Annotated in this window: 18 protein-coding genes; 8 read left to right on the top strand and 10 right to left on the bottom strand. The window is 43.1% G+C overall.

The features are described 5' to 3' along the window. Positions 1-113: 113 nt before the first annotated feature. Genes QUB52_RS14260 through QUB52_RS14240 form a run of 5 tightly spaced genes read left to right on the top strand, consistent with a single transcriptional unit; the run spans position 114 to position 4,515 of the window. Positions 114-1,748: a glycosyltransferase family 39 protein gene (locus QUB52_RS14260; protein WP_332973458.1), complete on the top strand. Its 1,635-nt coding sequence runs from the start codon at positions 114-116 to the stop codon at positions 1,746-1,748. A gap of 18 nt (positions 1,749-1,766) precedes the next feature. After that, on the top strand, positions 1,767-2,741 hold the full coding sequence (hpsN, locus tag QUB52_RS14255; protein WP_265233299.1) for a hormogonium polysaccharide biosynthesis glycosyltransferase HpsN: 975 nt from the start codon (positions 1,767-1,769) through the stop codon (positions 2,739-2,741). Between the two features lie 37 nt (positions 2,742-2,778). Continuing rightward, a complete protein-coding gene (hpsO, locus tag QUB52_RS14250) occupies positions 2,779-3,948 on the top strand; it encodes a hormogonium polysaccharide biosynthesis glycosyltransferase HpsO (protein ID WP_265233300.1) in 1,170 nt (389 codons plus the stop codon). A gap of 43 nt (positions 3,949-3,991) precedes the next feature. Further along, entirely contained in the window at positions 3,992-4,339 is a 348-nt protein-coding gene (locus QUB52_RS14245; protein ID WP_265233301.1) for a hypothetical protein, read from the top strand. After that, positions 4,336-4,515: a hypothetical protein gene (locus QUB52_RS14240; RefSeq protein WP_265233302.1), complete on the top strand. Its 180-nt coding sequence runs from the start codon at positions 4,336-4,338 to the stop codon at positions 4,513-4,515. The genes QUB52_RS14245 and QUB52_RS14240 overlap by 4 nt, the downstream gene beginning before the upstream one ends. Positions 4,516-4,704: 189 nt before the next feature. Here the strand turns inward: QUB52_RS14240 and QUB52_RS14235 are convergent, their stop codons facing one another. Then, positions 4,705-5,334, bottom strand: coding sequence for an RloB family protein (locus QUB52_RS14235; protein WP_265233303.1), 630 nt, complete (start codon positions 5,332-5,334; stop codon positions 4,705-4,707). Continuing rightward, entirely contained in the window at positions 5,327-6,619 is a 1,293-nt protein-coding gene (locus QUB52_RS14230) for an AAA family ATPase (protein ID WP_265233304.1), read from the bottom strand. Before QUB52_RS14230 ends, QUB52_RS14235 begins: the two co-directional genes overlap by 8 nt. A 99-nt stretch (positions 6,620-6,718) precedes the next feature. Here QUB52_RS14230 and hpsP point away from each other — a divergent pair, with 99 nt between their 5' ends. Beyond that, positions 6,719-8,002, top strand: coding sequence for a hormogonium polysaccharide biosynthesis glycosyltransferase HpsP (gene hpsP / locus QUB52_RS14225; RefSeq protein WP_265233305.1), 1,284 nt, complete (start codon positions 6,719-6,721; stop codon positions 8,000-8,002). 115 nt (positions 8,003-8,117) lie between these two features. Here the strand turns inward: hpsP and QUB52_RS14220 are convergent, their stop codons facing one another. The 3 genes from QUB52_RS14220 to QUB52_RS14210 all read right to left on the bottom strand — a co-directional run bounded on the left by QUB52_RS14220 (position 8,118) and on the right by QUB52_RS14210 (position 10,524). Further along, positions 8,118-8,678 (bottom strand): TerD family protein, encoded by a 561-nt coding sequence (locus QUB52_RS14220; protein WP_265233306.1) that lies wholly within the window; start codon positions 8,676-8,678, stop codon positions 8,118-8,120. 233 nt (positions 8,679-8,911) lie between these two features. Beyond that, the gene (locus QUB52_RS14215; RefSeq protein WP_265233307.1) at positions 8,912-9,316 is read right to left on the bottom strand and encodes a DUF4359 domain-containing protein; all 405 of its coding nucleotides are present in this window, start codon (positions 9,314-9,316) and stop codon (positions 8,912-8,914) included. Between the two features lie 242 nt (positions 9,317-9,558). Beyond that, positions 9,559-10,524, bottom strand: a complete 966-nt coding sequence (locus tag QUB52_RS14210) for a M48 family metallopeptidase (protein WP_265233308.1) — start codon at positions 10,522-10,524, stop codon at positions 9,559-9,561. A gap of 552 nt (positions 10,525-11,076) precedes the next feature. Between QUB52_RS14210 and QUB52_RS14205 the strand changes: the two genes are divergently transcribed. Then, positions 11,077-11,628, top strand: a complete 552-nt coding sequence (locus QUB52_RS14205; RefSeq protein ID WP_265233309.1) for a 1,2-dihydroxy-3-keto-5-methylthiopentene dioxygenase — start codon at positions 11,077-11,079, stop codon at positions 11,626-11,628. A 339-nt stretch (positions 11,629-11,967) separates the two neighbouring features. Here QUB52_RS14205 and QUB52_RS14200 read toward each other — a convergent pair whose 3' ends face one another. Next, the gene (locus QUB52_RS14200; RefSeq protein ID WP_332973455.1) at positions 11,968-13,590 is read right to left on the bottom strand and encodes an NAD(P)/FAD-dependent oxidoreductase; all 1,623 of its coding nucleotides are present in this window, start codon (positions 13,588-13,590) and stop codon (positions 11,968-11,970) included. Between the two features lie 242 nt (positions 13,591-13,832). Here QUB52_RS14200 and QUB52_RS14195 point away from each other — a divergent pair, with 242 nt between their 5' ends. Then, the gene (locus QUB52_RS14195) at positions 13,833-14,438 is read left to right on the top strand and encodes a chorismate lyase (RefSeq protein WP_265233311.1); all 606 of its coding nucleotides are present in this window, start codon (positions 13,833-13,835) and stop codon (positions 14,436-14,438) included. Between the two features lie 103 nt (positions 14,439-14,541). Here the strand turns inward: QUB52_RS14195 and QUB52_RS14190 are convergent, their stop codons facing one another. From QUB52_RS14190 to QUB52_RS14175, 4 genes are all read right to left on the bottom strand, one after another. Beyond that, positions 14,542-15,840, bottom strand: a complete 1,299-nt coding sequence (locus tag QUB52_RS14190; RefSeq protein ID WP_265233312.1) for a cytochrome P450 — start codon at positions 15,838-15,840, stop codon at positions 14,542-14,544. A gap of 200 nt (positions 15,841-16,040) precedes the next feature. Continuing rightward, positions 16,041-21,281 (bottom strand): PAS domain S-box protein, encoded by a 5,241-nt coding sequence (locus tag QUB52_RS14185; protein WP_332973453.1) that lies wholly within the window; start codon positions 21,279-21,281, stop codon positions 16,041-16,043. Positions 21,282-22,267: 986 nt separating this feature from the next. After that, positions 22,268-25,441, bottom strand: coding sequence for an ATP-binding protein (locus QUB52_RS14180; protein ID WP_332973452.1), 3,174 nt, complete (start codon positions 25,439-25,441; stop codon positions 22,268-22,270). Positions 25,442-25,453: 12 nt separating this feature from the next. Continuing rightward, on the bottom strand, positions 25,454-26,791 hold the full coding sequence (locus tag QUB52_RS14175) for a hybrid sensor histidine kinase/response regulator (RefSeq protein ID WP_332973451.1): 1,338 nt from the start codon (positions 26,789-26,791) through the stop codon (positions 25,454-25,456). Positions 26,792-26,902 lie beyond the last annotated feature (111 nt).

Here is a 26,902-nt window from a genome sequence, read left to right as displayed (position 1 = left end):
TAGAGAAATATAGGGAATATTGAAACCAATTTTTCATTCTTATTCCCTCATCCTGATTCCCTCTAGACTAAACAACTAAATCCTTCTTTCTTGATTTCCTCATTTTTGATTTTATGAACAGCAAATCAATTCAAAATGGGCTGGTGCATCGAACTTCGTTAAAACTTTTAATTGTTATCATATTAATAACTGGGATATTTTTTAGATTTAAAAACCTCGATCACAAAGTCTACTCTTTCGACGAATCTATCACGTCGCTGCGAATTTCTGGCTATACCTGGACGGAAATGGTACAGCAAGATTTTCAAGGAAAAATAATTAGCGTCGCCGATTTGCAGCAAAAATATCAGCAAATAAATTCCGAAAAAAGTTGGTTGGATACTGTTAAAGGTTTAGCTACAGAAGAACCTCAATTACCGCCGCTGTATTTTATATTAGCCAGATTCTGGGTGCAGTTGTTCGGCCCACAAGTGGCGACTGTCAGAAGTCTTTCCGCTTGGATTAGTTTGCTAGTTTTTCCCAGCATTTATTGGCTATGCTGGGAATTATTTCGATCTACTTCTGTGGGATGGGTTGCTGTGACAATCACCGCTGTGTCGCCGTTTCACGTCTTGTACGCGCAAGAAGCAAGACCGTACATGATGTTTGCAGTCCTTGTCTTGCTGTCGAATGCGATGCTGCTGCGGGCGATCGCCCTACAAAAAACTCCCGCCACATTTAAATCAAAATCTAAATTGAGCAAGGCTGTTTGGTCTATTTATGCGATCGCCCTGACGCTAGGACTGTATTGTAGTTTATTATTTTTTATAGTAATATTAGCCCACGGTATCTACGTAATTATCAATGAAAATTGGCGTGTTAGCCAAACATTAATAGCTTATTTACTAGCTTCAGCGGCAGCAACACTCATTTTCTTACCTTGGATTTTTGTATTAGTTTATAACTCGCCCAAAATCGCTGCCACAGTAGGCTTGCCCCGTCTTTCTCTCTCGGTCATGTCTTCACTTAAATCTTTGATTCTTATCACCTGCCGTAATTTTGTTGACACGCATTGGGCAGGCGGAATAATTAAATTAGGTGCGAATAATATTAATGATTTACCGAGACTAATTGGAGCAGTTATATTAATGTTGTCGATCGTATATTCAATCTACTTCATTTGCTACTCAACTCCCAAGCGAGTTTGGCTGTTTGTCCTGACAGCCATCGCAATTACAGCGATAGTATTGATAGCAGTAGGAGGCGTCGCAGATCGCTATCTAGTTCCCTATATTTTAGGAATTCAGCTAGCTGTGGCTTACCTGTTTACCGCTAAAATTGTAGCCGCCACCAATCCCCGACAACAAAAGCTGTGGCAGCTCGGCTTAATAGCCCTAATATCAAGTGAAATAGTTTCTTGTGCCGTTAGCTCACAATCACAACTTTGGTGGAACAAGTATCCTTCTAGCACTAAATACAATCCCCAAGTAGCAGCGATTGTCAATCAAGCCCAAAAACCTTTATTAATTAGTCACGGAGGCAACAACCTTACCGGAAAAATAATGTCTATCAGCTATTTACTGAAGCCACAAACACAGCTTTTACTAGCAGTTAAACCAGAGCAAGTCAAAATCCCGGATGGTTTTAGCGATGTATTTATCTACCGAAGCACCGAACTATTGCAATTTGAACTAGAAAAAGTGCAAAAATATAAAATCATACCAATTTACAAACCGGGCGATGTGTGGCTTTGGCGTTTAGAGAAATAACAAAAGTGGCAACTGCGAATGATGATTTCTGTTGTGATACCTACCTACAATCGCGAGCAACCCCTGCGAGAGACATTGGCTGATACGATTCGGCAAAATTACCCGAATTTTGAAGTGTTGGTAATCGATCAAACTCGTACCCACGAATCGGAAACTCAAGTTTATTTAGAGGAATTGGCAAATGCGGGAAAAATTCGGTGGTTTCGGGTAAATTGGGCGAGTTTGCCGGCGGCGAGAAATTATGCCGTGCGACGCGCAGTTGGAGAGATTATTTTATTTCTTGATGATGATGTACAATTGCCGGATGGTTTTTTAGCTGCTCACGCTGCCAACTATTTAGAAAAACCGGATGTGGGTTGTGTGGCGGGTAGGGTATTTGACAGAATGAAATTGGATTTTTCTGGAGGTGATTTGGCGATCGACTTTTTGCCCCCAGAAGCGATGGATGCGGGCATTGCTTGGTATTTTATCGATTTGGTGCATACAGTCAAAGCGCAGCAGGTGCTCTCGGCTAGAGGCTGTAATATGTCGTTTCGCAGGCAGGTTTTTGCCGAGTGGGGTTTGACGTTTGATGAGCGGTTTGTAGGGAGTGCGGTGCGGGAGGAGTCGGATTTTTGTTTGAGATTGCGATCGACTGGCATGAAAATTTGGTACGATCCCAATGCCTGTTTAGTTCATTTGGGGGAGGAGAGCGGCGGATGTCACGATGTCAGCACGCGATCGATCGCATATCAAGTCACATTTTATCACAACCACTTTCTGATGGGATTGAAAAATTTAACGACCTTTGAATGCCTGCGATTTTTCGCCAAACTCTTTGACTGCCACGTTTTGGGGAAGCCACCTTGTCATAAAAGCCGATCGCCCATTAAAATTATTGTTCGACTTACTTTTTATATCCTCGGCTTGATTAGCGCCATCAATACATTAATTCAGTCCCTCTGGAACGACGGACAAATTTACACTCATCAAGATCACATTAACCTTAAATAATTACAATTATCAACTACCAATTACCAATGACTGAACAATGAGAATCTTGGTTGCCAGCCACACCTATATAGTTGACATAAATAGGGAAAAATATAAAATATTAGCCAACCTAGAACCAGGCATTGAAGTAACAATTGTAGTGCCGCGACGCTGGAAACCCGGAGGCGTACAAAATCAAACTATTGAAACCGAATTTTATCAAAAAGGCTCATTTAAAATAGTTCCCATATCCAATTTTAGTCAAAACAATCAAGGATTGCTAACATTTGGCACAGATATAATTAAACTATTGCAGGAATTCCAGCCGCAGATTATCCAAGTCGAACAGGGTTCAAAATCCCTAGCCTACACCCAATTAATTATACTCAATAAATTACTCAAACTCCAAGCCAAAAATATATTATTTACCTGGTGGAACCTGCCTTATAAATTGAAGTGGCCCGTTTCAGTCTTAGAAAATTACAATCTCAATCACACTGACGGAATTATTGTCGGCAACCTAGACGGATCTAAAATTTTGAGGCAGCGGGGCTACACAGGTGCGATGGCAGTAATGCCGCAACTCGGAGTAGATGAAACTTTGTTTCGCCGCACTGGTAAAGACGCTGATTTATCGCTAAAATTAGGCATTGAACCGACCGATTTTGTGGTAGGATTTGTCGGGCGATTTGTCGAAGAAAAAGGACTATTAACTTTAGCTGAATCATTGGCGGGATTGAAAAAACTCCCTTGGAAGTGGCTGTTAGTAGGACAAGGGAAATTGCGATCGCAAATTGTCGAAAAATCGATTAAATGGGGCATCAGCGACCGAATAATCTGGGTAGAAAGCGTTTCCCACGAAGAGGTTCCCGCATATATCAACCTAATGAACTGCTTGGTATTACCCTCGCAAACCAGCTATAAATTCAAAACTTTGACTACTGTGGGTTGGAAAGAACAATTTGGTCACGTTTTAATTGAGGCGATGGCGTGTAAAATCCCGGTTATCGGTTCCGACTGCGGGGAAATTCCCCACGTCATCGGTGATGCGGGCTTAGTCTTCCCGGAGGGAAATGCAGCGGTTTTGCGCGAGTGTTTGCAGAAATTGATGGAGTTGCCGGAGTTGGCGGCTGATTTGGGCGATCGGGGTTATCATAGAGCCATGACCAATTATACAAATCAAGCCTTAGCTGAGCAGTTGTTAGACTTTTACAAAGAATTGTTGTAACTTTTAGCAGTATAATCCAAGTATCAAATCACAACTGTTGCAAATGTCTATTCCTTCCGAAATACGACCTTTGGTTGAGCAGCTCTACGAGGTACTAAACGATACCGAGAGCCTTGCAACGCAGGGACTTTTTGCACTTAGAACAGCAATGTCTCTTTTTCCAGAAAATGAAATACTGATGCAATACTTTTCTTCGATAACTAATTTTCAATTCTGTGTAATAGGTACTCGCTTACAAGCAGAGAACATTGTGAGCAATATATTGATGGCTGGTGTTCCCGATGCAGATGTTCAAAAAGCAGGAGATTATTTAGCAGCCTTGCTACGTATAGCTCCTGAATCTAAAATGATGCTCGAAAAAGTAATTGAAAAATTAGAGGTATTGTCATGAAACAATTACCAGATGAAAGCGTACTGCTGGAAATTCTTGAAATTGTGAAAGCTGCTGAAGCCAAAGCCAGTGAAATGTATGAATTTTCCAAGAAAATATCTCACAATACCCAAATTACAGCAACCAAGAGAGAGGAAGCTGAACAGCTAAACGGGCAGCCTTTTCCAGATAATTAAATTTGTAATGGGAGATGTTGGTATGTTGATGTAAAAAACGATCCTCCATGCGAATTATCCAAATTATTCCCTCAATTTCCCTAAACCCGGGTTCCTACGAGTTTTGCGACGAGTCACGATAAATCACGCAAGAAACCGGGTTTGTGAGGTCTTTTGGTAATCAGATGTATCTAGTGCTAAAATCATTCATCAATCAGGAATAAAACTGTTAAGTTCTTCCACTAGCAGATGCACTGTTGTCAAAGGATTATCACTTTCAGGATTGGGGCGATCGTATTCCAATAAAAGCCGTTTTGCGTGTTTAATCGCATCCTGCTGTTTGCTTTTGAGTTCCTCGTAAATCGTCTCACTGTTTTTCTGATACTCGTGTTCCAATAACTTGGTTAGCATATTTTGATAATGCTTGCGAGAAATTCTAGTATTATAAAAATGGAAGTGTAGTAAATACCAAAGTTCAAAAGCATCATTAGAGTAAGCTACTTTAATGCCGTTATTTTTGGCAAGAGTCATAGCTGTATTAAAATTTTGCGCGTCGTGAGAATTTTTACCGTTAATATCGCGATCGAACACACACCAAAATCTGTCTGTTTCGTCGTATTCTGAGTCATTTTTCAACTCAATAGCTTTTTCTACTAAACTCCTCGTGTTTCTCCCTTCTCCCTTGATATCCAGCTTAATTACCTTTGTGTCTACCGGAAAACTTCTAAAATAGTTTGGTTCTGTTTTCTCACCTTCGCACACAATTAAAAACCATTTTCTACTTTTAACTTTTCGGTTATAGTAATCAATCTTTCTTCCAGACGAACTTTTTTTACCCATGAAGTTCACCTATAAGTTCTTTAAAATTACCAATAAAAGGGATAGCGCCATACTTACCAATAATGTAATCGCGCTCAAATGAGGCATTTTTTCCTACTTTATACTCCACCAAAGAGTACAAATCAGTAGCCCCCTTATTGTCCTTCTCGGTAAACCATATTTGATCCTTGCGAAAAGTCTTGCTGCTGAGCAAGTTTGTGTCGTGTGTCGTGAATATAAGCTGTGCGTTGTGCGGATTAGTCTCATTAGAATTGAATAAGCAGATTAATTCGCGAGTAATCAGCGGATGAAGTCTGGCATCAAGTTCATCTATGAATAAAATTTTTCCTGTCCTCAAAGTATCGAGAAGCAGCCCTGCTAATGCAAACAATTTGTTTGTTCCCTCAGACTCATGTTTTTCGATATCGAATATTTCTATAGCAGTCTGCTTACCGTCAGCATCATATTTTCGATGAACTGTTTTTACGGTTGGTTTGCTTTCAGGATTAAGAGATAAACTACCGCCGTAGTAACTAGCATATAATACCTTATTATTGGAAAGAATAAATCCAGGTTGATTTGTGATTTGGATATCAGCAATACCCAAGTCTAATTTTTTGATGAATTCAATAATATCATGCCTGTGGCGATCGTTCTCAAAAGAGTCTAAAGTTTCCTTGCGGTATTGTGTATCTTGCAAGCCTGATATCAATTGCAAAGTTTTACTGAACCACAGCAGAATTTTGCCAGAAACTTTACCATTAAATTGTGCAACAACAGAAAGAAATAAAGCATTACTTCTGGTTTTATCGCTAATGCCTTGCCCCTCCGGGAAATCATCTAATATAAAATTGTCAAAATCCCGTTCAAAAAGAAGTTTTTCTGCATTGTTATCAGTTTGAAACAACCACTCAGAAACCACCTGCTCAGTGTTTACCTCAAAGCCATATCTAAAGGTAGTGCCTTTGAGCAGGAAAACGATTTCAAAGAAGGATGGCTCTTTTTCTGTCTCTGTACTTAGCCTGAATGCTTCAATATCGATCGCCTCTGAAACTTGCGTTTCTTTGGATGAGTTGAGGACAAACCACTTCATAAAGCGCAGGGCAGCAACAAGATTGCTTTTGCCACTGGCATTGGCTCCATAAATAGCAGCACTTTTAAGCAATTTTAATTTACTACGCTCAATTTCAAAGAGATTGTTTTCGTCAAGCTCTCGATCGTCCTCAGTAATTGACGAAGCTACCATGCTGAGGGTGACAGTTTCTTTAAAAGATTTGTAGTTACCTACGCTGAATCCAATCAGCATAAAGTGCCTCCGCTCGCCTAAATTAGTATAAGGTGCAAAACTTGCACTTATTTCTATAATAACACAACAAGCTACCCCAACTAATAACAAGTGGTAATCATGCGAATTATCCAAATTATTCCCTCAATTTCCCTCGTCTACGGCGGCCCGAGTCAAATGGTATTGGAACTTTCGGCCGCCCTAGCTTCCCAAGGCGTTGATGTCACAATTATCACCACAGATTCTAATGGAGATATCGGTCAACCTCCCTTAGATGTGCCATTAAATCAACCAATCAAACAAAACGGTTATCAGATTATTTATTTCCGCTGTTTTCCGTTTCGTAGATATAAGTTTTCCCTGAGTTTATTACAGTGGTTGAATGAAAATATCGAACAATTTGACCTCGCTCACATTCACGCTTTGTTTTCGCCAGTAACTACTTTCGCTGCTACAATTGCCCGATATCATAAGTTGCCGTATATTATCCGTCCCTGCGGTATGCTTGATCCCGCAGATTTGCAGAAAAAAAAGTGCTTGAAACAGATTTATGCTGCACTTTTAGAACGCCCTAATTTGGCAGGTGCGGCAGCAATTCATTTCACTAGCAAACAAGAAGCTAAAATTTCAGAAAGATTTGGTTTGGAGAGCACAGGCAAGATGCCTGTGCCACAGGATTTTGTGCCACAAGATAGCACAGGCAAGATGTCTGTGCCACAGGATTTTGTGCCACAGGATAGCACAGGCAAGATGCCTGTGCCACAAGATTTTTTGTCACTAGATTTGGTGATTCCATTGGGAGTGACGGCAGATTTTTCTCCTGAACTATTGCGGAATTCTGAAATACCAATCATATTATTTATGTCGCGGATCGAACCAAAAAAAGGATTAGATTTGCTTATCCCGGCACTGGAAAGTGTTTTAGAAGATGGCATAATATTTCATTTTATTTTGGCAGGCTCCAATCCGCAAGATGCTGATTATGAAACAAAAATTAAACAAAAAATACAAAGTTTAAGTTTAGGAAAATCTACCATAATCACTGGCTTTGTTAGCGGTGATTTAAAAGCGGAAGTGTTGAGAAAGGCAGACTTATTTGTGTTGCCTTCCTATTATGAAAACTTTGGTATTGCTGTAGCAGAAGCGATGGCGGCTGGTGTACCTGTTGCTATTTCCGATCGCGTACACATCTCCGACGACATCCAGCAAGCAGAGGCTGGGTGGGTTGCGCCTCTGGAGGTAGGGGCGATCGCCTCCACGATCAAATCAGCACTCCTGGCACCACAGGAACGCCAGCGCCGGGGCTTGAACGCGCAAGCTTATGCCAAAAAGCACTACAATTGGGAGGCGATCGCCCAACAAACCATCGAAGCTTACCAGCACATTTTGGCATCGATTAACTAACGTAACTGAAATTTACCTTTTACTTCTTTTCCTGCGGCGAGTTTTTGTGCTGCTGCTATCAGAATCTGTCGGCGATATTTGGGCATCGCTGCTTTGAAGCAGTGTTATTGCTATTTCAGCTACAATACTTGTCAACAAAACTCTGCAATCCAGCTTGATATCCTTCTCCTACCGCCTGAAATCTCCACTCTCCATTCTTTCTATACAAACGACCAAATTCTATAGCAGTTTCTCGCGTAAAATTCTCTTTTAATTCATACCGAACAAGTTCGATTCCCGTATCCAAATTGACAATCTTGACAAAAGAATTTATGATATTGCTAAAATTTGCATTAACTTTCTGTGCTTCGTGAATAGTGACAACAAAAGTTATTTCCACAATTTCAGGATTAACTTTTTCTAAGATAACGCCGTAAATAGTCTTATTTTCTTTACCTGGGTTGTTGTTTTCAGGAATCGATTGCAGTACCGAACCGTCACTGGATTGCAGATTATTGTAAAATATCAAATATTTATCGTTAGGTACTTTGCCGTCAGCACCTAGCATAAACGCAGAGACATCAATCTCGTAGCTTTTTCCTGCCTCTGTCAACTGCCAACCGAGGGCGATCGCCATTTTTTTTAAATCCGGCGCTTCTTTAGAGATATTAAATCTCTCACCCTTACTTAATTGCATTGCCATCTGCTTATTTGTCAAACATAAACTTTTATAGTACCAATGTTAATATTAAGTGGCACAAGAACTTTTCATCTTTAATAAAACTTAATATTTTGCGTCTCAGAGCGGGCTTGATTAAAAATATGTGCTGCCTGTATCCGAATTTATTGAGATTGACTTACATAAAATTACGTAAGTAAAAACCGGGCTTTATCCAAAACCCGGTTTCTACAATTGAACTTAATTTGACTCTACTTTTGAGCATTTTCAGAACTAGGTGGCAGGGTAACAAAATTCCCAAAAGCTCCAACTGTTTGATAGCTTTTTTTGCCCAGTTGAGTTGTGTAAATGCTGACAATGCCTAAGTTCTGACGTTCCGTTGTATTGTCGAGCAAGTGTTCGATCGATCCGCGCTGCGAAGTCAGCAAAGTCTCTGCAACGCCACTCAAAGCTTTGGGTACGCGAGAATCATTGCGCACAGTGTTTTTAAACTCGGTTTCGAGCACGCCGGAAGCATAAGTTAGGTATTTGTCTCTCGGAGGATTTGTAAATACCATGCCAGCAGCCAGAACAGTTAGGGCGATCGCAACTTTGCCCACATTACCGAAAAAATTAGAAGTTGGTTTGTTAGTATTCATGGCTTTATCAATAATCATTTTTTCTTAGCCCGGTTGAGTTATAAGCTGATCTTAATTTAAACTACACCTCCTCAGAAACAGATTTCAGAAAGGAGAGGACAGTTTTTAGATTGGAGGCCAGTTGCGAGTAAGTCTCTCACTAGCCTGTCTTCCTTATACTTTCCTCCCTCACCCAAATCCGGTAAATTTTCCCAGACTTACGCAAACAGTGGTTGAAGGCGCTAATTATAGCCGCTAGGTGCTTGCGGCACACACTAAAGTTATTTTTGGTTAGATTTTTGTCGATCGATCTCCCGCTGCAATTCTTCAATCTGACGGCGCAAAGCCTCCGTCTCACTGTTAGATGTTTGGGACTTCACATCAACCGCACCCTCAGCCACAGCCCGCTTGTAGTTTCCCAGCTTAATTTGGCGATATTCTTCCGAACTCGCCCAATCTCGCAAATACCGCAAACGTTCCACCGGGAAAGGGTGACTCAGCATCACACCTTGGCCGCCGTTGTAAAGTAAAAATTTATACACTTGATTGAGATTGTCGCGATCGAGTTCTTGATAATTGTCAGACTGGCGGATAAACTCTTGCAAACTGCATTGGTCAGCATATTTACTGCTAACTCCCGCAAGTTTCATCATCGTCTTCATCACCCCGTTCAAATCATCCGTCACCAACAAAGCCGCCCGATCCGCCGACAATTCCGCCTTGCGCCGCCACTCATAAAAAGCAAAAATTAAACCGCTACCGACAATATTTCCCAGCCCAAAAGTCATCTCACCAATTGTCGATGCAATGCTCATCGCCCACATCGCCATTTGATTTAAAGTTGGATGCCCGCATTTAATGTGTCCCAACTCGTGAGCCAGCACTACCTTGATTTCTGCCTCGTCCAACAAGTCTAAAAGACCTGTGTTTAACACTATGTAGGGCTGATTTTTTCCGAGAGCATAGCTGTTAACGGCGGGATTTTGAGAAACAAACAAACCGGGTTCTGGAAAAATATCTAAGTCCTGCACGCACTCCCGAAAAATGTGATAAATGCTGGCATATTGGCGCGGGCCGACTTGGATGCTATTTCCCATTAGGTAAACGAATTGCGGTCGTTCGTAGACAAATTCTACAAATTTGCTGGCAATTAAGTCAAATCCAGGTACGCTGCGTAATGCTGTCTCGGCTTGGCGATCGAGCGGATGCTGAAATGCTTCGCTAGAAATTCCAGTATAAGTAGGCATAGTTGTTGCAAAAATTACATGAAAAAGGTCAGTATGGCGATCGCCCGGTGCAGACAGACACCTAACTTATCAATCTTATCGCGACAAAATTGAACTCTTGTCGAACAGGCCGTTGGTGTCTGTGCAAATCAGAGTTAAAATGGTTTTTCAGCGGCAGGCGCGATCGACAAAGGTATTTCGCCGTGTCTGTTTATCAGAAAATTGGGTCTAAAACCCCGTCCTTTTAGGACGGCTTTGCGTTAAGATATTGATGGTCACTGACCCGCCCGGATTTAAGATACTTCAAAACAAATAACAAGGTTGAAAGTCCTGTCAAAGTTGCGATCAGAAACAGGGGAAGCAGAAAGGGCAACGGTGGAATCCGACCTTGGATGCAATCAAGTATTTTACTTGAGCTACAAAAACGATAGTCGCCATAGGGCATTGGGAGACTTAAAACGAACGTAGAGGCTGGATAAGACTTGCTTGCAAGCGTCGGTCTGTGAAGCGTTAAGAATCACTGCGCCTTTAGGACAGTGAGTATGTCAACGCCAAAAATTGGAACGTGCAAAAATGGCTATCCTGCGACACGAAAACGGTACAACCTACACTCAACTCAGCGACATTACCCGCGAACTCGCTCCCTTAAACATTCAACTCAACCGCTGGCCAGTGGGTGAGAGTCCAGAAATTCACAATTTGTTAGCGAAAGATGCGCTTAGCGACACCGAAAAAGAGCAAATCCTGCAAGCCCTCGACGGCTACTTCCAACAACTCCAGGAAACCGCAGGCTATCAAGAGCGCGACTTAATCGTACTGCACCCAGATATTCCCAACATCGACACCATGCTGTCCAAATTCAACAAGTGCCACATCCACGCTGACGATGAAGTGCGTTATATCGTAGCAGGCGAGGGCATTTTCGGCTTCGTGCGGCCAGATGGCAGCCAAGTCGAGCTCACTGTGCAGCCGGAAGAATTTATCAACGTACCGGCGAATACGGAACACTGGTTTTATTTGACAGCGGCCCGGAAAGTTAAAGCTGTGCGATATTTTACCACTACGACTGGCTGGACGCCGGAATACACGGATACGGAAATTCGATCGCGCTTAGCTACTGTTTGAAAAGGTTCGCAGTATTCGTAGGGTGTGTCGCCATGATTAATCCCTAAATTCTCTCGACAATCTCATGGCGACGAACCTTACAGATGGCAAATTAAACTTGAATTGTATAAGTAGTCGTAGAGTGTGTCGCCTGCGATCAATCGTCGCATTAAATCGACAATTGCACGGGCGACGCACCTTATTCGGGCGATTGCAGATATCAGGTGCGTCGCTATCAGATTGTGGAATTTTATTCAGAGATTTATCGCAAGCGACGCACCCTACAACTCTGATTTTATGCGGACTGAAGTCCTCACTACGAACCACTTTTATTGAGGTTTTTTAAATTTAAACTTACATCTAAATTTTGTGATTTGAAGATTGCAAAATACTCAAAGCCACAGCCTCCGCTACCTTAATTCCATCAATCCCCGCCGACAGGATTCCACCCGCATATCCCGCACCTTCCCCAGCCGGATAAAGACCTTCTGTATTCAAACTCTGATAATCCTCCTTGCGCTTAATCCGAATTGGTGAAGAAGTGCGCGTTTCCACCCCAGTCAAAACCGCATCATCCATCGCAAATCCTTTAATCTGTTTGTCAAAAGCCGGAAGTGCTTCGCGGATGGCGGCGATCGCATAATCCGGCAAACTTTCGCTCAAATCAGTCATCACAACTCCCGGCGTATAAGACGGCTGCACGCTTCCTAGCGCGATCGAAGGGCGATTCGCTAAAAAATCTCCCACAAGCTGCCCCGGCGCGTTGTAAGTGCCACCTCCTAACTCAAATGCCCGTTCTTCTAGGCGACGTTGAAGCTCAATTCCCGCCAAGGGATGACCGGGATAATCTTCCGGCGTGATACCCACGACAATCCCACTGTTAGCATTGCGTTCATTGCGAGAATATTGACTCATCCCGTTAGTGACAAGTCGCCCCGGTTCCGATGCAGCCGCCACTACCAAACCACCGGGACACATACAGAAACTGTAAACAGAACGGCCATTTTGGCAATGGTGCACCAGTTTGTAATCGGCGGCACCTAAAAGTTTGTGGGCCGCGCGATCGCCAAAACGACAGCGATCGATCAACTGCTGCGGATGTTCCACCCGAAAACCAATAGAAAAAGGTTTAGCCTCGATGTAAACACCGCGCGAAAATAACATTTCAAAAGTATCGCGGGCGCTGTGTCCCACCGCTAAAACAATATGATTACTCGCAATATATTCTCCGCTGGCTGTGGTAATTCCCTGCACTTTGCCATTTTCGATGTGGATATCTTCGACACGAGTTTGAAAACGAAATTCTCCGCCTAACGATTCAATTTTTGCCCGCATACTTTGGACAAGTCCCACCAGCTTAAATGTACCAATATGCGGCTTATTAATATATAAAATTTCCGGTGAAGCTCCCGCATTCACGAGTTCCGTTAGCACCTTGCGCCCGTAATGCTGGGTATCTTTAACTTGGCTGTAGAGTTTTCCATCGGAAAAAGTACCCGCACCACCTTCGCCAAACTGAGCGTTAGATTCTGGGTTGAATTCGGTTTTTTTCTTCCAAAATCCAAAGGTGTCAACTGTGCGATCGCGCACTGCTTTGCCGCGTTCCAAAAGGATGGGGCGAAATCCCATTTGTGCCAGCATCAGCCCTGCAAAGATACCGCAGGGCCCCGTACCGATCACAATGGGGCGGGGAATCGTCAAATTGCTGGGGGCTTGCGCTACATAGCGATAACTCGTGTCTGGTGTTACCATCACATGAGGATCTTTTTTGAAGCGTTGGAGAAGTTGTTTTTCCTGTGTTGCCTCTACATCCACAATATAGACAAGGAGGATTTCTGCTTTTTTGCGAGCATCGTAGCTGCGCTTAAAAATGCTATAGCTGAGCAATTCTTCGGGGAGAATTTGCAGCTTTTTGACTATGGCGCTGGCGATCGCACTTTCAGGATGATCTAAGGGAAGTTTGATTTCGGTTATTCGTAACATAAGTATTATAACTATTTCACTAGACTTGAATTGCATAAATCATTCATCGATCCTTCAACCGCAGATTTCAGGCAGATAAACACTGATAAACGCAGATAATTTCCAGATAATTGGAGGATGAATGTAATTGGGGTCTACCAGACATCCTATAGGCGATCGTCCTGGGTCGATCGATTTTTGACTTTGATTGGATAATTGCAGAAGCGTTATAATAAACAAAAAATTAAGTTTTGTAAAGACCCTTGACTGCAACATTTACACCCAAAAACAGCCAAACCTGGCACGCTCTCAACCCCCTGTGGAAAGGAGCAGAAGACGCAGTACAGAAGGGTTTGCCCCACACTAAGCTAGCGCCGGCATGGCAAATACTGCTCCTGGGCGACGGTTCCCCCACCCGTCACCTGCAACTGCTGACAGGGGAACGGACAGAAGTAGACGTAATCGATATGTCCTTGGTGGGTGACGATGCAGACGGCGCGCCCCAGCAAATTGTCGCGGTTCCGGGGCCCCGCCTGCGCCGCCAAGTGTGGCTGCGGACAGCTTCGGGACAGCGCCTCGCCTACGCGACTTCTTGGTGGGAAGCGAGTCACGTAGATGAATATTTAGAAAATAAATCTTTGCCAATATGGGCTAGTTTAGGGCGGCTGCGGACAGAGTTGTATCGCGACGTACAAGGCATTTATTTCGGCGATTCGGCGGTTTTGGAGTCTGCTTTTGAACAATCGGGGCCTTTTTGGGGGCGACATTATTTGTTTTGGCATCACGGAAAGCCATTGACTCTGATTTATGAGGTGTTTTCGCCTTATTTAACTAAGTATTTGGGGCCGATGCAATTGGATGTTGATTGAGACTGAGATCTTGCACCATTACCAATAAGGCTTTCAGGGCGGGCTAGGAGCAACGCCCCACAAGAAAATTTACCCGATTGTGGAACAGGCATCTTGCCTGTTCTTAAGAATAGTTCCGCCGAAACTTCACTCGCAAACCGTCGCGAGGATGAGGCATCGGTATTGTGATCAAATTCAAATCTTGATCCGGTAACAGATCCCACTCGTACTCCCGAACCATCTTTGCTGCAAACAACTTCATCTCTAATCGGGCAAATTCTTTGCCCAAACATTCTCGCAAACCGCCGCCAAAGGGCACGTAACTGAAAGGTTTAGCCGATCGCTCCGAGCTAAATCGATCGGGGTCGAATCGCTCGGGTTCAGGATAAAGTTGACTATCCTGATGGGTTTGAGTAATCCCAGAAACCACGCTCCAACCCTTGGGAATTTCATAGCCGCCGAACTCACAAGCATTAATTACTGTCCGAAAAACACCTCCAGCCGGTGGAACTAAACGCAGCACTTCTCGCATAACCTGTTCTAAATAAGTCATTTGTTTGAGCTGTTCCAATGTTAGGGGTTCAGTTGCGGGGAACTGCTGCTGTTCGGCCCGCACTTTTGCCATTACATCGGGGTTTTGAGCCACGAGAAGACAAAAAGAGGCGATCGCCGAAGTTAAAGTTTCGTGTCCCGCAAACAACAGCAACAGCACTTGATCTTTTAACTCATCCAAACTCAAACTATTTCCCTCGTCATCGCGAGCCGAAATCAGCAAACTCAAAGCATCATTGCCGCTAGGGGTTCCTTGTTGGCGATCGCGAATAATCTTTTCCAGTTCTGCTAACAGTAACTTTCTGCTATTTTTCGCTTTGCCAAACAGAGTCCAAGGCAGATCTAAAGGAATCGAAAATAAACCCTTAGACCAAGTTTCAAAATAATGTCCTAGCGCCGTTTCCGAACCCTTTTCTATCCCTACTAACAACTTACCCGCCACATCAAAAGTATAATTTTTCAGTTCAGGATACCAAGTCATGGTTTCCATTTTGACCCATTTTTCCAAATAGCGCTGAGTGATATCTTCCATCGCGCCGATGTAGCCGGCTAAAGCTCGTGGCTGAAACGCTTGGTACAGCAACTTGCGCCGATTTTGGTGGTTAGCACCCGTTTGCAGCGACAAGGAAAGCGGCCCTAAAAGCGCTTTCGTGCTCGGAGGAAAACTCACAACAAAATATTGGTTGTCATTGCTTAAAACAAACAAATTCGCCTCTTGGCCACGCACAAACACGGTAGGCTCTCCGAAAATGCTAGTTTTGAAAATGGGCCCGTACTGCTGGTGGCGTTTTTTGGCAAATTGGGAATCTTGCAAAAAGTTGAGGGTATCGCCAATTAGGGGTAAACCTAAACTGCCGGGAGGTAATGCCATATCTGATTTGTGATTTTTGATTTGTGATTTTTAATATCATATCAATTTTAGTTGGAGAGTGGGTAATACGCACCAGACAAATTTATGGTAAAATAACTTTTATCTGTTGGGAGCCTGTAGGGTGCGTCAGTTTTAAGGTTAGTACCAAAAAATCGGGTTTTCCAACTGACGCACCTTAGTAATTTTGCCGACAAACCAATTTAATTCTCTGTCCTTTTAATCGGAATCTCGATCGCAAATTCAGTACCTTTCCCGATCGCCGAAAAACAGTTGATTTTACCTTTGTGTTTTTCGACAATAATTGAATGGGAAATTGCTAAACCCATTCCCGTTCCCGAACCGATCGGTTTTGTAGTATAGAAAGGGTCGAATATCCGCTGCTTGATTTGATCGGCGATACCTGAACCGTTGTCAGCAATTCTAATCGCAACGCAATTACCTTCTACCTCTGTACGAATGCGGATACTTCCCGGATTTTTGGGCGGATGTTGTAAAGCATCGATCGCGTTAGCGATAATATTCATAAATACCTGATTCAACAGTCCGGCGTAGCACTCCACCAGCGGCAATTCTCCGTATTCTTTAACGAGTTGAATGGCTGGGCGATCGGGCTGAGCTTTCAGACGGTGTTCTAAAATCATTAATGTACTGTCGATGCCTTCGTGAATGTTAACATTTTTCATGTCAGATTCATCGAGACGAGAGAAATTTCGCAAACTCAGCACGATATCCCGAATACGAGTTGCTCCTACCTGCATCGAAGATAGCATTTTTGGCAAGTCGTCTAGCAAGAAATCCAGATCTAAAGCCTCTATTTCCTGCTGAATAACTTGACCAGGTTGCGGGTATTCATCTCGATACATTTGCAACAGTTTCATCAGGCTTCCGGTGTATTCTTCGGTGTAGGTAAGATTGCCGAAAATAAAGCTGACCGGGTTATTGATTTCGTGGGCAATTCCTGCTACCATCTGACCGAGACTCGACATTTTTTCTGCTTGCACGAGTTGGGTTTGAGCTTGCTGGAGTTCGCACAGAGTTGCTTCTAGTTGGGTAGTTTGTTCTTGCGCTATCCGGGCTGAATCGACGCTTTGTGTGTAAAGTTCCGCTTGATTAATGGCGATCGCCAATTGATTGCCCACCGCCACTAATAGTTCCACTTCCTCATCGCTCCAACACCGCACAGCGCTACAAGCGCTACAGCAAATTGCCCCTATTTTACCTGAAGATGTCTGAAGGGGAATCTCCAGCAGAGACTGTAATCCTATACACCTGAAAAAATCCCGCTCTACTGGATCGGGAACAGTCTCAAAATCATCGATACGAATTATTTCTAAATTGGCAATTCGCTCGGCTTGAGAACCAGTTGCACTAATAGGAAATGCACCTAACAGCGAAGATAAATAGGCATTTTTTGCTTCGTATTGCACGTCCCAAACAGGCGGCGAGGTGTCTGGGATATACCAAATAAACACGCAGCGATCGAGCATCAGCAAGTCGCGAATTTGCTGCACGGTTGTTGCCAAAATAGTATCTAAATCCAAAGATTGGCGGATGTTGCTAGCTAGTTGGTTAAGCAATGTTTCCTGCTCCGCTAATTTGCGAAATCTCGCTTCCGACTCTTGCAACTGTCTTTGAGATTCTTTTTGTTTTGTAACGTCCAAACCCAAACCTATCAAGCCGATCGCCCTGCCACAATCATCTTTTACCTGAGTTTTAATTGTCTCCAAGTGGTGATACTCGCCGTCAGCCAACTGGAGCAATTCTTCTGAATAACAGGGAGTATCTTGGCTCCACGCTTGGATGTCAGATTCCATGCAGTTAGCAGATGCTTCTAATCCTAAAACTTCGGAATAGTGAGAGGCTGCCAAAAATTTATCTTCGGATACAGCCACATCTTCGCAGAAAGTTTTGTTGACTAATAACATCCGCCCGCTAGGATTTGCCATCCACACCCAGATCGGAGCGTTGTCAATAATTGTCCTCATAGTTTGCTTTTGGGCGGCGAGAGCCATTTCTGTTTGTTTGCGCTTGATTCCCAGGGCGATCGAATCAACACTTGATGCTAAAGCAATTAGTATTGATTCCTGCAACTCATGGCGAGCAAACATCACGATTACTCCAAGCAACTGATTGTCAACAATTAGCGGATATCCAGCAAAAGCTACCATTCCTTCTCGTTTCGCCCATTCTTTGTCACTGACTCTGGGATCTGTTTCCACAGAATTAGTGATGTGAGGTTTTCGCTCTCGGGCGATTAAACCAATCTTGAACTGGCCGACAGCAATGCGGCTGTGAGCGCCGTCAATGTGAGTATACATCCCCCCGCTTGCTTGCAATTCCAAGACATTTCCCTGTTCGTTCAGCGTCCAAATCCGAGCAAACGCAGCATCCAAATGGCGCACAACTGCATCGGTGCATTTTTGCAAAGTTGCAGGTAAACTCTGGTTTTGAGTGAGAGCAATTCCAATATCTGCTGTGAATAAAGAAATTTTCAATTGTTCTGCTAAACTTTGTTCTGCTTTTTTGCGATCTGTAACATCCGTAGCAGCACCGAGACGCTGCTGGATTTTTCCCTCTGCTGTTCTGCTAAATATAATTTCGCGGCTGACGAACCAGTGCCAATTATTTTGTTTGTCGCGCACCCGATATTCGTATTCAACAACCTCGTCGTCGGGAGTATTTTTTAATTGCTGCAAATATTCGGGAAATTGAGCTAAATCTTCAGGGTGGATAATGGTCGGCAACAGATTGCTGCCCATTGTGGCAACTTCTTCGAGGCTATAGCCTAGAGTGCCAGCAAGTTCGCGGTTGCTGTAGACATTTCGCTGCTCGATATCATCGTAAACATAGAGAATATTTGGAGTGGCATTAGCAATGCGCTCCACAAAATGCTGGCTCTCTTGCAGGGCTGTTTCTGCTTGTTTGCGATCCGTAATGTCGATCGAATTACCAATTATGCGGTAGATGCTGCCAGAGGCATCCCGCAGCGGTGTCAGAGTGACGATATACCAGCGTTCTGCGCCTTCTAACTCGGCGCTGGTTTCGTAAGCAATCGAGCTGCCGGCTGTCAAACAATCTACGTAACTTTGTCGAAAAATTGCTGCTATTTGCGGGGGAAAAATTTCTTCTGGGGTTTTGCCTTTGAAATCGGCACTCACAATACCTGTAGACGCTTCTGCAGCAGCATTCCAGCCAGCGTAGCGAAACTCTCCTTCTGCGCCGACATCTACTACGAAAATAGGTTGATTAGAGCCGTTATAGATGCTGTTTAAAAATTCTTCTTGTTCGCACAATTGTGCTTCGACTTTTTTGCGTTCTGTAATGTCGGTGGAACTGCCGACAACGCGATAAATTTTGCCGGAGGCATCCCGCAGGGGAGTCAAAGTTGTCATAAACCAGAATTCTGCACCGTCAAAACTAACGGGATATTCGCGGGAAATCGAGCTACCTTTTTCCAAACAGTCGATCAAATTCTGCCGGAACCTTGCTGCTGTAAATGGATCGAAAAATTCTTCGGGAGTTTTGCCACGTCCGAATTCGCTGCTGATGCCGCTGAGTAAGTCGGCTGCTGGGTTCCAACCGGCGTAGCGAAATTCTCCGTCTTCGCCGATATCTATTACGAAAATACTGTACTCTACGCCGTCGTAAATGCTGCCCAAAAATTCTTTTTGCTGCAGCATTTCTTGTTCTGTGATTTTGCTCTCTGTAATATCCGAGTGTATTCCCACCCACTGGCGAACGCTGCCGTCTGCGTTCAATAGGGGCACAGCGCGCACCCTCATGTACCTGTACTCGCCGTCGTGCCGCAGCAAGCGGTGTTCTATTGCGAATAAAATGCAGTTGGCAACTGCATCAGACCACATCCTGGCAGTATATTCTCTGTCGTCTGGATGGACGTGATTGAGCCACCCCCAGCCTTTAAGTTCGTGGTAAGTCGCTCCTGTGAATGCACTCAATCCTGTTTGTTCGCCGATAACTTCGCCGGCGGCTGTAGTATCCCAAACAATTTGGGATGTGGCTTCAATTAAGCAGCGGTAGCGTTCCTCGCTTTCTTGCAGGGCTTGTTCTGCTTGTTTGCGATCGCTAATATTGCGAGTAACTCCGACTACACCGATGATGTTTGCGGCTCGATCGCGCAAAGGACTTTTGGTAGAAAGAAATGTCAGGATGTTACCATCGCTATCTTTTCCTGCTTCCTCGATCGTTTCGTCAATCCCCGATTGCCGCACCCGGCGGTCATTTTCCACCAGCATATCTGTAATCTCCGGCGGAAATAATTCTGCATCTTTTTTGCCAATAATTTCCGATTTTGGCAAGCCAATAATGGCTGCTGCCTGAGAATTTACCAATAGGTGGCGGCCCTGAATATCTTTGACAAAAATGCTGTCGCCTGTACTTTCGATGACGCTTTCAAATAGGATGTTTTTCTCTAGTAGCACTGCTTCTATTTCTTTGCGATCGCTGATGTCGCGAGATATGGCAACTAGGCCGATAATATTTTCCTGAGAGTCGCGCCAAGGGTATTTCGCTGTTAGAAACGTTCGCACAGCCCCGTTTTGTGGTATATCTTCTTCATAAGTCAAACATTGTCCGGTAGCAGTCACTCTGCGGTCTTCTTCGATAATTTTAGTGGCTATTTCAGCGGGAAATAATGCTGCATCGTCTTTGCCTATAATTGCCTCGATCGGTTTTCCTAAAAATTGAGTTCCCGCAGAATTTGCGATCGCGTACCGGCCTTGAATATCCTTGACAAAAATGAGATCCGGCGTACTTTCTATCACGGAACGCAAAATAGAATTGCTCTGCTGGAGCGACTCTTGGACTTGTTGGCGATCGGTAACGTCGCGACCGATCGCATACATCAATTCTTCCTCGCAGAAAGGGCTAGCATTCCAGGCTATCCACTTGTAAGACCCATTTTGACACCGCCAGCGGTTTTCAAACCCAACGGTATTGTTTCCCGTAGCAATGCTTTCAGCTTGTTTTAAAGTAGTTTCGCGATCGTCTGGATGCACGAATTCAATGAAGAGTTGGCCAACCATTTCGGCTGGGGAATAGCCGAGGATTTTTTCGGCTGCTGGGTTGATGCGTTTGAAATAACCGTCAAAACCAATGACGCACAGCATATCTGGCGAGAGACTAAAAAAGCGATCGCCACCGTCGGATTTGCCCGATCGGCGATCGTTTTTCTTAGCAGCAGAGGCTTTCCATCCCGCCGCCGCTGCCGCCAGCAGGACAATATTTGTGATTGCCAAAAATGCAATTTCCCGTTCGATTCCGTACAAATCATAGCCGTTACTTGCTACCCACAACCAGTTGAATAAAAACAGCACAATTGTCAAAAATAAAAATAAACTGATCGGTATGCTTTCAGCTATGTTGAACTTTTTATGACACGAATTTTTTGCTGATTGTTGCTGTTTTTTAGGCACTGATAACATAATTTTTTTCAATAACTGTTCTTGCAAAATAAACCAACTTATTATTTTCGCTTTTGCTTGTATTTGAACTAAATTTTTCATTTAATAAATTTATATTTTTGGTACTATTAAAACCCGATGAAGATGTTTAAATACTACTGTATAGTTTGACTTATTTGCGAAATTTATGGGTTTTAAAGTCTGGGTATATTTCAGCACGAAATCGAGATAGTTAAGTGTATTTACGGAGTTAGCGAGCCATCTATTTTTAGCTGGGTGCGTATTTTCTCACCAGACAGACCTAGAGGGATTTATTTCTAATATTGCACTAGCTGTTGCTGTTTGTCATTAGACATTTGGCCTAATATAGCAGTATTCCTAAAATCCTGCCGGCTAAGTAAATTTAATATTACCCAAATATCATGAATTTCAAATGAAGAATACCTTCTGATATCGATTCCGGTTTGCTACCCCCTTCATGATTCGGCGATTGAAAGAGACTGTTGACTCTGTATGAGGGGTAAAACCCCTCATACAGACCCATAATCAATAGCGAGAATGATTGTGTAATCACGCACTACATTAGACATAGGAGTGAAAAGCCAGTCTTGAACAGGCGAGGAGGGCCTGTGAAGCGAGAATTATTCCAGAGGTTCATCTATTATGACTCTTCACCCGCGCGACTAATCATCGATTCCAGAAATGACAACATACAGCATATTCCATGTATATGTATGTAGTACACACAATGCAAGCGATCGCCCGTGTAAGGTGCGTCGCCACCCGTCTGGCAAAGCCCGAGTTTTATCCAATATCTCGCAGATCCGCACCCGGAGGATTAACTTACACAATTGTCACAGAACCATTGAGTTGTAGGGTGCGTCAGACCTTAGATTATAGCTAGAAACAAGGGTTTTGCTACTGACGCACCCTACTATACGATACCCCTTGCGTAAGTCCTGACAATATTTAATAGTCGCTTGCTTAGAATGACAGAAGAGCGGTAATTAATCCTTTTGCTTGTATTGACTAATAAAAGACTTTAGCTGTTTTTCTTGAAACTTTTGAGCAAATTCACACAACTGCTCAGCAAAAGGAATAAAATTGGCATCCAAATTTTTTAAATGTTCGGCTTGTTTGATAATCGCTTTCAAATTGCCTTTCATAATTAAATCATAGAAAATATCAATTTCTTCTGGGGGTGGAGGAACTATAGCCGCAGCCGACGATAAGGCGCTATCTCGTTTAATATTTTTGGCAGGGGGAGGAAAGACTTCAACTAACTGTTCGTAGAGCCAAGATAGCCCTAAATGCCTCTGCAACAATCCAAACAAATCAGAAGCTTCTACAGGTTTGGGCAGAAAAGCGTCAGCCCCTGCATCCAAACTCTTGTACTGGTCAGTTTCAAACACTGAAGCTGAGGAGACAATTATTACCATATCTTTCAATTCTGGCAATTGATGCAGATGGCGCATCAACTCAAAACCATCCATTTTTGGCATCGCTAAATCTGTGATAATCGCGTCCGGCATTAACTCGCGCGCTTGTTCTAAACCTTCAATTCCATTGACAGCTTCAACAACTATAAAGCCAATTGGTGTGAGAAAATTGACAATCACAGAGCGGTTTTCCCACCTATCATCTACGACGAGAATTTTGCGCTTGTTTCCTGTAAAGCCGACTATAGTTCCTGTTGGCTGCACTGTTGGTAAAACCTTTCCATCGGTGGCAGAAGGTAAACTCAAATCAAACCAGAACTTGCTGCCTACCTGCGGCTTGCTACTTACTAGGATGCTACTTCCGATTATTTCAATAATTTTTAAGCTAATTGCCAATCCTAAACCTGTTCCTTCTGCCATGCGGCGAGCCTCACCTACCTGTTCAAATGGCTGAAATATTTTCTGCATTTGTTCGCTCGTCATTCCCACGCCAGTATCTTCGATTTGAAAGCGGATTTTGTGGATAGCTTTCGGTGCGATCGCAGTTGATTCAACAGCTACCGATTCTACTACAGCCACTTTAAAAATAACGCCGCCTGCGTCAGTAAATTTAACAGCATTACCCAAAAGATTGACTAACACTTGCCGTAAGCGTTTTTCGTCAGTCTCAACGATACTTGGTAGTGCAGCATCAAATTGGCATTCTAAAGAAATCCCTTTCTGTTCAGCTTTAATGCGGCAGATTTCGCTGACTACCTGAAGAAATGCTAGGAAATAGAAATTTGTGGGATGGAGTTCCATTTTTCTAGCTTCAATTTTAGAAAGGTCTAAAATATCATTAATCAGAGTAAGCAAGTGCGAACCGCACTGGTAAATGATGTTAATATCAGCAATTTGTTTGGGAGTTAAACTGCTATCTCGCTGGAGGATTTGAGCATAACCTAAAATGCCGTTGAGAGGTGTTCGTAATTCGTGGCTCATGTTAGCAAGAAATTCACTTTTAGCTTGATTGGCAGCATCAGCGGCAACTTTAGCTTCTTGGAGTGCGACTTCTACAATTTTGCGGTCTGTAATGTCTTGAAAAGTTCCTTTTAATTTGACAGGTACATCATTTTTGTAGTGAGGTTGACCGAGAATATGAACCCATCGCTGATTTTTTTTACCCGTAACGAACTGCAACTCTATATCAAAAGGTTCTTTATTTGCGATCGCACTTTCGAGTGCTGGTTCCAAAATCTGTAAGGACTCAGATGGATAGAAAGCCTTGGCTGCTGCCATAGTTAACTGAAAACCTGAATCAACTTCATAAATGCGGTAAACTTCTTCTGTCCAAGCCAATTCTTCAGTTTCTAGATTTATTTCCCAGCCGCCAACTTTTGCTAGCTGTTGGGTTTGGTTGAGAAGTGCTTTGCTTTCTCGTAGTGCGGCAGTCCGTTCATCAACGCGCTGTTCTAACTCTCCGTTGGTTTTTTCTAAGGCAGTAAAAGACTCTTGTAATTGCTGTGCCATTTGATTGAACGACTCAGCTAAAATATCCAGTTCTCCAATCGATTCAACCTCTACTTTTTGGTTTAATTTTCCATTTGCTATTGCTCTACTTGCATCCCTCAAACGCAGAATTGGGTCGGCTATCCAGCTAGAGGTAAAAATTCCGATAGTTGTAGCCAGAAATAATGCTAAAAAGCACAGTAAAATAGTAGTCTCGGTATTAGCATTGATTTGCTCCATGAAGTCCGATTCGGGGACGGCGACTACAATTAGCCAGTCGATACCGCGACCGTCTTTAAATGGTGTTACCTGTAGAAATTGCTGCTTGCCGCCCAAGTTAAACGTGAGTTGCTGGTTAGTATTAATTTTGCTTAAATTACCAAACCGATCGCTCAAATATTGGGATGAAATGCGAATCAAAGGCACGCTACTTTCAGTCGCTTTCATCCGCCGATCGACTTTGCCATCCTTACTAACTAAAAATGGTTTTTCTGAGGTTGAAGAAGCTACCATCAGTCCAGAGCGTTCCATGATGAATGTCTTTCCAGACTTACCAATTTTTAAACTATTTAAAAAGTCACGGGTTTCACTGTCAAGTAGCTCCGTACCTAAAACACCTATCAAATTACCAGTTGAGTTGTAGACTGGCTGGCTAGCCGTAATTCCCAAATTCTGACTTCCGAATACAATAAAAGGAGCGCTCCATGTGGGTTTTCCTGCTGCAAGCGCTGCTTTATACCAGGGTCGAGTTCGCGCGTCAAAAACAGGGATGATTTTTTCCAGTTTTTTACGATTGCCAAAACTATCTGTAGAGTACAATAAGAACTTACCGCTAACAAATCCTTCTGTTCTGTGAATATATAATTTGCCATCTTCTCCACGCTGAACTACAGCAATTCCTCCGAGAGGATTACTAAAATAAATAGCATTCACTGATTCAAACACTTGAAGCTGATGCCAAAAGTGACGCTCCAAGCTAGTCTGATTCTGAACGTCCAACAAGTTAACATTAATAGTAGCCGCGAGGCTTTGATTGACTTGATGAGCCCTAGCAAGGTAAGTTCGCAGGTTCTGCTCAATGCGATCGCTAATTTCACCCCGTAACTGAGTAGCAACATCGTTAACGGCTTTCTGTCCGTTGCGTAATGATAGCCATCCTGTTAACCCTACAGCGGCAAAAATTTGCAGCAGGAATGGCCCTACTAGAACGAGGCGTAGCGGTAGTTTTCGGGAGCTAGAGGCAGTTGGGTGCATAATATAATACTACTATAGATTCGGACTTTGTAACGGTTGATGTATGGGAATTTCCACGGTGAACTTCGTACCATCACCGAGTGCTGAAGTACAAGTTAGTTGACCGCCATGTTTCTCAACCACAATTTGATAACTGATACTCAATCCCAAGCCTGTACCTTTACCTGCGGATTTGGTTGTAAAAAAAGCTTCAAATAGTTGAGAAGCTACTGTCTCTTCGATACCAGTACCGTTATCAGCAATGTGAATTTTTACTGAATTTTCATTAACTAATTCTGTGATAATTGTAATCTTAAAATTATCGGTTTTTGCGGATTGGGAACTTACTATTTTATCTTCCAAGGCATCAATTGCGTTGGCAATCAAATTCATAAAAACTTGATTTAGCTGTCCGGGATAGCATTCCACTAGCGGTAAGTTGCCGTATTCTTTAATTACGTGAATTTCTGGGCGATCGCCACAAGCTTTGAGCCTGTGCCGCAAAATTAACAAGGTACTATCTAGCCCTTCGTGAATATTTACTGCTACCTTAGTAGACGTATCCGTTCGGGAAAAATTTCGCAAAGATACACTAATATTGCTAATTCTATCAGCTCCTACCTTCATAGAAGTAATCATATTTGGCAGGTCTTCTAGCAGGTAATCTAGCTCGATTTCTTCAGCATGAGCGGTAATCTGAGGTACTGGATTAGGATAATGTTGCTGATAGGCTTCTAAGTGGCTGAGTAGGTCTCTGATATAGTCAGAAGCGTGGTTGAGATTGCCGAAAATAAAACTGACGGGATTGTTAATTTCGTGAGCCACCCCAGCCACTAACTGCCCCAAACTAGACATTTTTTCAGTTTGCACTAATTGGACTTGAGCTTGTTTTAAATCGTGCAAAGCGCTGGACAATTCAGTCGTTCGCTCTTGTACGCGCTGCTCTAATTCCTGATTTTGCTTTTCAATTTTCTTAGTCAAGTAAGACAATTTCAGGTGAAGTTGAACGCGAGCTAACACTTCTTCTTGTTGAAACGGCTTAGTAATGTAATCTACGGCTCCTAACGACAGACCTTTAACCTTATCAACGGTTTCAGACAAAGCACTCATAAAAATCACGGGAATGTCAGTAGTTAAAGGATTTGCTTTCAGGCGCTCGCAAGTTTCAAACCCGTCTATTCCCGGCATCATTATATCCAACAAAATTAAATCTGGGAGTGCATAGCCCACCTTTTCAAGAGCGCTTTCTCCATCTTGCGCTACCCAAACTTCAAAGGACGCATTATCTAACAAATTATAAAGTATTCCTAAGTTATTTGAGTTGTCATCGACGATTAAAACAATATCTTTTTTTTCAGGGTTGGCGCTCATTTATTTTGACTCCTATCTTCACTAATAATTGACTTTGACTGTTAACGATAGTTGTAGTTGTAGGGTGCTTCAGCTCCAGGGATCGAGCGATAGAATCAGGGTGTTACTACT

Source organism: Microcoleus sp. A6-C6 (assembly GCF_036705955.1).
Classification (GTDB): Bacteria; Cyanobacteriota; Cyanobacteriia; order Cyanobacteriales; family Microcoleaceae; genus Microcoleus.
This window is presented reverse-complemented; position numbering and strand designations above follow the sequence as displayed.